This window comes from Campylobacter sp. RM16192 (genome assembly GCF_004803855.2).
Classification (GTDB): Bacteria; Campylobacterota; Campylobacteria; order Campylobacterales; family Campylobacteraceae; genus Campylobacter_A.
This window is the reverse complement of the sequence record NZ_CP012553.1, coordinates 19595-28065: the sequence shown is the minus strand read 5'-3', so window position 1 is coordinate 28065 and position 8471 is coordinate 19595. Positions and strand designations below refer to the sequence as shown.

General features: G+C 30.1%; 11 protein-coding genes. 7 read left to right on the top strand and 4 right to left on the bottom strand.

Features of this window, described 5'->3' with window-relative positions:
• Nucleotides 1-167: 167 nt before the first annotated feature.
• From CDOMC_RS10060 to CDOMC_RS10040, 5 genes are read left to right on the top strand one after another with little or no spacing between them, the layout of a single operon-like run.
• Nucleotides 168-437, top strand: a complete 270-nt coding sequence (locus tag CDOMC_RS10060) for a hypothetical protein (protein WP_185768498.1) — start codon at nucleotides 168-170, stop codon at nucleotides 435-437.
• Between the two features lie 23 nt (nucleotides 438-460).
• Nucleotides 461-1003, top strand: coding sequence for a hypothetical protein (locus CDOMC_RS10055; protein ID WP_185768497.1), 543 nt, complete (start codon nucleotides 461-463; stop codon nucleotides 1001-1003).
• Nucleotides 1004-1016: 13 nt separating this feature from the next.
• Nucleotides 1017-1376: a hypothetical protein gene (locus CDOMC_RS10050; protein WP_185768496.1), complete on the top strand. Its 360-nt coding sequence runs from the start codon at nucleotides 1017-1019 to the stop codon at nucleotides 1374-1376.
• The gene (locus tag CDOMC_RS10045) at nucleotides 1363-1944 is read left to right on the top strand and encodes a hypothetical protein (protein ID WP_185768495.1); all 582 of its coding nucleotides are present in this window, start codon (nucleotides 1363-1365) and stop codon (nucleotides 1942-1944) included. Before CDOMC_RS10050 ends, CDOMC_RS10045 begins: the two co-directional genes overlap by 14 nt.
• Nucleotides 1931-2677, top strand: a complete 747-nt coding sequence (locus CDOMC_RS10040; protein ID WP_185768494.1) for a hypothetical protein — start codon at nucleotides 1931-1933, stop codon at nucleotides 2675-2677. The genes CDOMC_RS10045 and CDOMC_RS10040 overlap by 14 nt, the downstream gene beginning before the upstream one ends.
• A gap of 784 nt (nucleotides 2678-3461) precedes the next feature.
• On the opposite strand, the gene CDOMC_RS10035 is transcribed toward CDOMC_RS10040, so the two are convergent.
• Nucleotides 3462-3743 carry a plasmid mobilization protein gene (locus tag CDOMC_RS10035; RefSeq protein ID WP_185768493.1) on the bottom strand — a complete coding sequence of 94 codons (282 nt, stop codon included), beginning with the start codon at nucleotides 3741-3743 and terminating at the stop codon, nucleotides 3462-3464.
• A gap of 94 nt (nucleotides 3744-3837) precedes the next feature.
• Here CDOMC_RS10035 and CDOMC_RS10030 point away from each other — a divergent pair, with 94 nt between their 5' ends.
• Together CDOMC_RS10030 and CDOMC_RS10025 are read left to right on the top strand one after the other, a co-directional pair.
• Nucleotides 3838-4926 carry a ParB N-terminal domain-containing protein gene (locus CDOMC_RS10030; protein ID WP_185768492.1) on the top strand — a complete coding sequence of 363 codons (1089 nt, stop codon included), beginning with the start codon at nucleotides 3838-3840 and terminating at the stop codon, nucleotides 4924-4926.
• A 16-nt stretch (nucleotides 4927-4942) separates the two neighbouring features.
• Nucleotides 4943-5608 carry a hypothetical protein gene (locus tag CDOMC_RS10025; protein WP_185768491.1) on the top strand — a complete coding sequence of 222 codons (666 nt, stop codon included), beginning with the start codon at nucleotides 4943-4945 and terminating at the stop codon, nucleotides 5606-5608.
• A 35-nt stretch (nucleotides 5609-5643) separates the two neighbouring features.
• Here CDOMC_RS10025 and CDOMC_RS10020 read toward each other — a convergent pair whose 3' ends face one another.
• Genes CDOMC_RS10020 through CDOMC_RS10010 form a run of 3 tightly spaced genes read right to left on the bottom strand, consistent with a single transcriptional unit; the run spans nucleotide 5644 to nucleotide 8469 of the window.
• Nucleotides 5644-6807, bottom strand: coding sequence for a type II toxin-antitoxin system HipA family toxin (locus CDOMC_RS10020; protein ID WP_185768490.1), 1164 nt, complete (start codon nucleotides 6805-6807; stop codon nucleotides 5644-5646).
• A complete protein-coding gene (locus CDOMC_RS10015) occupies nucleotides 6795-8024 on the bottom strand; it encodes a type II toxin-antitoxin system HipA family toxin (RefSeq protein WP_185768489.1) in 1230 nt (409 codons plus the stop codon). The genes CDOMC_RS10020 and CDOMC_RS10015 overlap by 13 nt, the downstream gene beginning before the upstream one ends.
• Complete coding sequence (locus CDOMC_RS10010) at nucleotides 8008-8469, bottom strand: type II toxin-antitoxin system VapC family toxin (protein ID WP_185768518.1); 462 nt, start codon at nucleotides 8467-8469, stop codon at nucleotides 8008-8010. Before CDOMC_RS10010 ends, CDOMC_RS10015 begins: the two co-directional genes overlap by 17 nt.
• Between the last annotated feature and the right edge of the window lie 2 nt (nucleotides 8470-8471).

Here is an 8471-nt window from a genome sequence, read left to right as displayed (position 1 = left end):
TTTTTATCCTTGAATAAAATTTTAAAAAAAGATCATATAAAAATGATTGCTTTTGGAATTATATCATAATTTTTAATAAAATGATATTTTTTTATATGTTAATTACTATTAAATAAATATTAAAAAATATAACATATAATTCTATATTAAAAATTAAAGGACAAAAAATGGAAAAAAAACTATTAACTCAAGAAGAAAAAATAGATAAAATATTTTCTGTGATTGATAAAATATCTGAGTTTATAAAAAAAACCGAAATTTTATCCGTTGATGAAAAAAATAATTTTGAAGAAAAAACTAAAAATTTTAAAGAGATCTTGGAAAATTTTAAAAATAATGATTTTTCTGCTGAAGAAGTGAAAAATAATGATGCTATGTTCAATTTAATTATGGCAGATTTAAAAATTAAAGCCTATCAAATAAAATGTGATATTTAAAATTTTTAAAAAGGAGATAAAAGATGAACTTTCTTGAAAACCCAAGAGTGTTGTTATATTTTAAAATTCTTGGCAGACCTTTGCATATACATATCTTGTTTGCTTTGCAAATGCTGATTTTATTTAAGACATTTATAGATATGACCTATGCTAGTGTCGATAATGACAAGTGGGTTATGATTTCCGGGTTTTGTATGACTATTGGACTTCAGCTAATCTTTTCTCTAGTAAAAGCTGTAAAAGTAGCGAATTGGAAAGACGATGCTCTATATAGTATTAAGACCATATTTTTGCTAGTTTTGACATACGTTGTTATATTGGCTGTATCATCGGCACTTGTCCTGTTTTTTGACACTACGCTGGGAATTTTTCTTAATGCGATAGAAACAACAATTTACGTAACCATACAACTAGCAGTAATTCTAAGCGGGACATACGGTCTTTTGATAGACGTAACGATAAATAACTTCTTTACTTATGACTTTTATCGTGCAGGCGGAAGAAACTATCCTTATGAGTATCTTCCATACTATGAAAAGCCTGGTCCGTTTTCGATTGTAATTTAAAAAGGAGTTAAAAATGATTGCAAAAATTTTTGAAAAGTTTTTCTATCTTATCTTTTTTTTGTTTATTGGTATTCCTGAGTTTATTATAAGCAAGACAGGACTTGGAACAAAAGAGGTTGATACATCAAAAAGAGAAGACCTAAGCGTTTTAAACTACTATTGTGGCAAGATGGATGCCGGCTTTAAAAGGGCTGACTTCTCGCGCGATATTGCTTATGGAATTTGGGTAGCACAAATGGAATATATTTCAAGGCTAATTAAAAACAAAAAATATATTGTTAAAGAAAATGATGATTTTCCATACGAAGATATACCTCAATGTTCATATAATGAATACTTAAGACGAAAGAAGGCATCAAGTGAAAGAAGTTGAAATTAAGCAGCCAGAAGGCAAAGAGAAATATAACCCTGAAAAAAAATATTACAAGATAGAAGATAGCGATTATATAGTTTTACCATCAGCAAAAGAACGCCCGGACTTATATCCTTTTAATGGCTTTTTTCATATTAACAATATTGAAATAGAGGAAAAGAAGGAAGAAGATACGCTTGAAAACCAAGCTACAAAGGCTATTGAATCAAAAGAAAACCAAGTATTTATTGTCGATATTGAGACAGACAAGAAAGAATTATCTCATGATATCCATGGTGATCTACTACATACCGATAGGAATCTAGATGATTTTGTGTTGCATGAGTATCTTAAAGGTCAAGAATTAAACGCAGAAGATTGTCATTATGAGCAAAGTAATGAAGATCAAGAGTGCTATGACGAAGTAGGGGACGAAGACGATACTTCTCATTTTGACTTAAAAGAGTATGAAAATTTACTATTGGATAGTGTTGATCTAGAAGATTCAGTTTCTAATGTGGTTGTAAATGATAAGATATCTAATGAGGATTTAATTACTTATTTAAGTGTGGAAAATGAAGATTACTAGCAACAAAGACAAGATAATTGAGGAAATTTTAAACATTTTAGAACTAGAAAGCTCTGTAATGCGTTCAACTTTAGTTTATAAAATTAAAGATGCAATCAATACTACCGAGCAAGAAATTTTACAAATACTTAGTGAATTTAATATGAAAAAATGGGCTTATGGTGTATTGCCTGAAGAGATAAATATTAATGATGGAGTAGTTGTAAATGTCTCTGTCATAAAGCAATCTCATCGCATCAACAAGAGCAATCTGATATCTGATACCGCTATTAAGCTTTTAAAAGAAAATGAGTATTTATCTATCAGTGTGTTATCACTTCAAATAAAAGAAGAACTAGCAGCTATTAATATGAACGCTAGCGAAAGACTGATTAGGGATTTTTTAATCGAGTATAGCGGGGATAGATGGCAATGTATGCTTCCTCTGGCAACTCCAGAGAAGTTTTTTTCTCTTGAACCACTTAATGTAATAAAAGTAAGAAAAGAGTTGCTAGAAAAATTCTTAAATATTGAAAACAATAAAGAAAAAGCTTTTATTGCCCTAAAAAACTCTTTTATAGAGGAAGATATGCCTGTAAAGAAATTTAACAAAACATATAAAAAGCTCTTAAATGAGAATTTAAATGGTTATGTTTTTACAGACGAAGATGTGGGATTTATAATCCGTAGTGTATTTTTTGACAAAGTAGGATATGCCTTTAAGGGAAAAAAAGGTTTTATTAGCCTTATATAATAATCTACAAAATTTTAAAAAAATTTGCTTTTTTAATACAAGTTATTTTTTAAAACAAATACAGCATTAATCACGATAAAATCGAACTTTAGCTGTATTTGTTTATATTTGCAACTTACAAAAATACTTCGTCTTTTTGTTAAGTTTTTTAAAAGTAGAATGATTTTTTTGTAAATTTCATTTTTTAATTTTAAACTTGAACAGAACCAACTAGAATATATAATCGATAGAAATTTTAAAAGAGCATAAAATCTAAAAGGCGTTTTAGCATAAATTTATCCGGATTGATTTTTAAAAATTGCCACAAAAATTTTTCAACCTCGTAAAGCTACGACCTTTTTTTAAAAAATCGCAAAAGGTATTCTAAGAATTTATATTTTCGGCGGTGAAAAATCAAAAACTATAAGATATTATTTATGATCTAAAATTAAAAAATTCAAAATTTGAAAAAATACTTCCATCAAAAAATTTAAAATAACAGGAAGAATTGCCATTGTTAATGTGGCTGCAATAAAACTGATTGTTTTTTTGAAGTATATATGTGTATCTAAGCTATGCTCACGATCTATCATGCATAGATAACCCATGGCAGTTAGTAATATATATCCGATTATTAAGAAATCTATAGGCGGGTCTATAAAATTTGTAATATATAATAAGTATACATATATAAAATAAAAAAATACTATATAAATAATCACAAAATGCAAAAATATTATTCGTCTATAATCTTTATAATTTTCCATAGGTTCAAGCTTCTAAAAATTTAGTTGTTAATAAAATTTTATTCAAGTCCAAAAATTTTTATAGTTACATACTTAGATATTGATAAGTTATTTTTTTTTGCTTTATTTTTTAGTGTTTCTTTTTGTTTTTTAGTTAAATAGATTATTATTTGTTCAGTTCTCTTGTCTTCTTCATCTACAGTAGGTCTGCCTTTTTGGTTTTGAAATGTTTTGTTTTCTTTATCTTCTTCTAAAAGAGTGTTTTCTTGATTGTTTTCTGTAACGGACAATGCATCTCCCTCAATAAATAGTTTTTTAATATCATTGATATTTTTATACAATTATACTAATATTTTTAAAATTATTTATAAATATTAAAAAATATATTGTAAAATATATAATCTTAAATATTATTTTATTAAAAAAGGATATTTTATGAAATTTACCAATGACGATATAGTTCAAATCAATCTTGCCAACTACAAGATACTCGATAAGCTAAAAGACAGAAGGCTAGACGGCGATTTTGAAGAGAGCAGAGCTTTTAAATCTTTAGTATTAAGCATTAAAGAAAAGGGCATTTTAGTTCCTCTAATTTTTGCCAAAGTTAATGACAACACGCTAGAGGTAATATCCGGGCGAAGAAGACTAAGGGCGGTAAATGTCATTAACAGTATGGAGGGCTGCGCAAAAATCACTACCGTGCCTGCGCAGATAATTAATAGTGATATGCCTTTATATAGCAGATACTTGGTAGCATTTGACGAAAACAGATTGAGATCAGAGTTATCTGATTTTGCTCAAGTAGAAGCTCTTTTTTCAGCCATATTCTTGCATTTAAATAAATACTCCAAAGAAGATTATTTTTCAGATTCTTATAGCGATGCGAGAAAGAATATAGAATTTAATAACCTATTTTTTCAAATTAAGGGGATGAAAAATAAAAAAGAGAAGAATTTAAATAAAGAGGAAGCTGAAATTTTAACTTCTATAAACTATGTTTCTAAACAGGTGGCATTGCCTCCGGAAAAGGTTATAAGCAGCATATTGTCTTACAAGCTAATTCAAGAAGAAAAAATACTTATAGTTGATTACGGACTATCAACAAAACAGATATATAGGCTAAAAAAAGATGATGAGCTTTCTGAAAAATTTAGTAAGTTGTGCAAATTATTGTTATTTAGAGCGTTAATTAATTTAAATTTTTATCAAAATGCAAGGGCAATAGCAAAAGATTTTGGGCTGAAATTAAGCACTTTTTATGAAATTCCAGATATAGATAATGAGTATAATGAAAACGTTATAAAAAACGATTACGACCAAAAACAAATTTTAAAATTTGGTAATGCCTTGATTGAAAAAGTGGTTGAAATTTTGCTACAAGAGCTTGAGCTTAAGAAAGAGGCAAAAAAGAACTCAGAAGTTAATATTATGCGCAAAAAGCTAAATGCGTTTGCGAAAAGCGCATCTAAAGAAAAGCTAGAAGCTTTGATGAAATATATGGAAAAGCTTTCAAAAGAATAAAACGAGCAGGGCAAAAATGTTAAAGTTTAAAAATTACTACAGAGAAATCATCGAAGAGTATGAGGAAGAAAGGGCTTTTCTTAGAAATATCATACACTCTAAATCCGGAGAAAATGCAGAATATGACGTTGTTAAAGAGGCTTTATATTATGCTGCTTTTTTAGACCAAGAAGACTTGCTTGAGTCAAAATATGCAGACAAAATAAAAACTTTTAAATATATACATAGCGTTTTAGTCCTTGATACTTTTGAGGAGTATGAGGAATTTGCCAATAACATAGATAAAATATTTAAACAGCTTGATGAAGATGAGATATTTTACTATGAAGAGAAGCCGTCATTTGAAGCTTTAGAAGAATATTATGCCATTAGACCGCTATATGAGTTTATAAATGAGCTTCCAAGAGGAACTGATGAAGAGCTGCTGGATTTAAGCTGGTATGAGCAAGAGCAGATAATAGGCAACGAATTTGACGAATATGAAAAGTGGGCTTTTTCTGTAATTAATAACACTAACAATAGAGAGTTTAAAGAGATTTTTGAAGAAGCTAATGGCGGCGGAGTGCATTTTGTTTATAGTCAAGACGACAAAGACGGCTCTTATAGAGATTTTAGGTTCTACTCAAGAAGAGATTTAAAAAATTTTACTCAAGGCTTAAGGTATTACAAAAATTATTTCTGATCTTTAAATAAATAATTGGAGTTTAGTGCAGGCTACTATAAGTTCCGAAAGTTTTGCATATAGTTATTTTTTAACATCTTTAAGTTGTCTGAATTAACTCCATTGCTTCTCGCAATAGTTTCAAACTGCTCTCTGGCATTAAACATATCTGATAAAATCTCTTTAAAATCTGAGCTGCTTACTTCAAAGAATTCTTTGATGGAATCAAATAGATTTATGTCCGGTAAATTTTTATAATCTATAAAATTTAAAGCGTGGTTTTGCTTAGAATAAGATATGGTTTCAGGGGTTATATCAAAAGCAGGAGATAAATTCCAACTCTTTGTGTCTTTATCATAAAGTATTGCGTGATTTCTTAGATGGTCGTCAGTGTTTCCAAAAAGCCCGTTAAAGACCATTCGTCTAAAAAGCTCTTTTTTGTTCTTTGTGTCTAGTAAAAAGGCTAAATCACAGTAGCTTTTACTCTCGCTACTAATGCCTTCTTTAACTCCCAGCATTGTCATAGCCGATTTAAACGGAATCCTTGCTTCCTCATTCCTATCAAACCTTTTTACAAGCAATCCTGTGCCGCTCTTAACTTCAAATAGTTCGCTCTCGCAGACATTTATTTTTGCTATCTTTGCAGCATCTAGCATAGTCTTTTCACATCTGCTTATCTGCCTGTATTCATCCTTTATGGACGGAAATTTGGCAATATATAGCCATCCATCCTTCATAATACTAGCTTTTGGTCTAGCACCGCCAAGACTTCCGCTGGGTTCGATTAAATTTTTTAAATCTTCAGGAGCGCTCTCGCCTTTTTCTATGTTTATGATAGAGGCTGAAAGCTCATTAAGTTTAGTAGGCTTTGGAGTGTCTGACGTAGGCGAAACAAACACATTATCAACCATCAGCCTTAATGAGCCTATCCTGAAATAATCGCTCACTCCAAGCATATATTCGCTTGTAGTTAAATTGCTTCCTGCTTTTCTAGTTTGAATTATTTTACCCCATATTCCTGGACTAATATCTTCAAAAACACTCCAAATTTCTTTAGATATAAAATTTTGTTTTGTGAGCGGCAAATTCGGATCTATCTCGTATCCTGAAGAAATCCAGCTATTGCAATATTCAAAGAAGTAGGTTTCATTCTTGCCATGAGATGATATTTTTAGAACTCCAACAGGAGTATTGTTGTCAAAAATATTTATAGCTTCCATGTTTTGGATCTCTTCTCAAAGCCTCTGATTTGAATACTGTAAGATTGTAGTAACTTTCTAAAAAAATTTTCGTAGTTTTTTATGCCTTTTATATCTTTTAGCCTTGCAAGATACTCAGGGTATCTTGTTTTATAAATTTCTATCATATTCTCAAGCTCACTAGCTAGACGATTTTCGTCTTTAATGCCTAATTTTTTGCCTATCTCTATTATGTCGGCTATGTTAATGCTACTCTTTTTGCCGTTAATAGGCAGTGTTGTTTGCTCGTTTAACATCTTAGTAATAGGAAATGTGTTTATAACGTCATAAGCGGGCGTAAGCTTTAAATTTTTGCCATCTACAAAAAAGCTGATATTCTTTTTGTGAAAATCCGAATTAAACATCAAAGTGTTGGCGAAGACGTATTTTAAAAATTTAATCTTTTCATCTTCATCAAGGCAGTTTTCTTCGTTTAAGAATTTTGCTATCTTGTCAATAGTTCCTTCATATTTATCAGAACTTTGCATAAAGGCATTGAGGCTAACTTGGCTTATCTTGTTTTTATCGGCATCAAAATCAAATCTTCTAACGACATAGTGCGAAAAGTCGTAATATTTATGATAGATTAGTCCATTATACGGAACTTCAAAACCGAATTCTTTTAAAAAAGTCGTATGTAAATGCTCATTAATTGCTAAGTTCTCATAATCATTAGCGGGCTTTAAAATTAAATCGCCGTAACTCTCGGAAATGATATTATTTTTAATAACCGCTTGAAGCTTATGTTGATAGCCGGGAAGGGATAATTTTTGCTGCTTAGGCGGCTTTGAGTCTGATTTTACAAATAAAACTTGAGAGCTAATATTTATATCCGCTTTTATCTCGTTTGGAAAATCAAAATCTCTTGTATCAATATCTGAAAATTTAATCTCTTCGCCTTTATATAAATTTGATGATGAGAAAGTAAAGTCCCCTATGGTATTGTTAAGATGCTTTAACAGCTCCAAATCGCTTTTTGGATTAAAAAATCTGCGCATAATTAAGAGGTCTGCGCCTTCAGGCAATATATCGTAGAATAGATGAAGCTTGCTATTGTCTAAAGCGTAGTCGTCTAACTTTACATTGTAAATATAAAAATTATCCTCTTCTATCTTTCCATATTTTTGTTTGTTTTTAAATATGAAAGTCGGAGGGTTTTGATAAGATGATTGTATCGGCATATTAGTTTTTTGCTGCATTCGGTACATAATCAAGAATTTCTGGCGAAGTTCTCTTTATGAGGATATCTAGTTGGGGAAATTTTTTATCATTTGAATAAATTACGTCACAACCATTCTCTTTGGCGCAAAAGTATTGTGTGATATCCTCAATATCTATTTGATTTCCTTGCAGGTTCAGTTGAGTAGCATATTCAAAAGAGCTTATTAGTCCATTTTTTGAAAGAGATAAACACTCAAAATTATCTGCCTCTAGTAGCGCTTTGAAAAAACTGATCATCATTTTGTCTTCTACGTCGTAACATTTTTTAGCAACGTAATATATGTCACTAATGCTGCCATAAGAGTAGCAAATAGTATCTGATTCTGTAAAAGTTAAAAACAATTCTACGGCCTGCTTATTAAACCTTCTTGTTTCTACTAAAAAGTCTATGATGATATTATTATCCAAGAAAATTTTAGCCATAA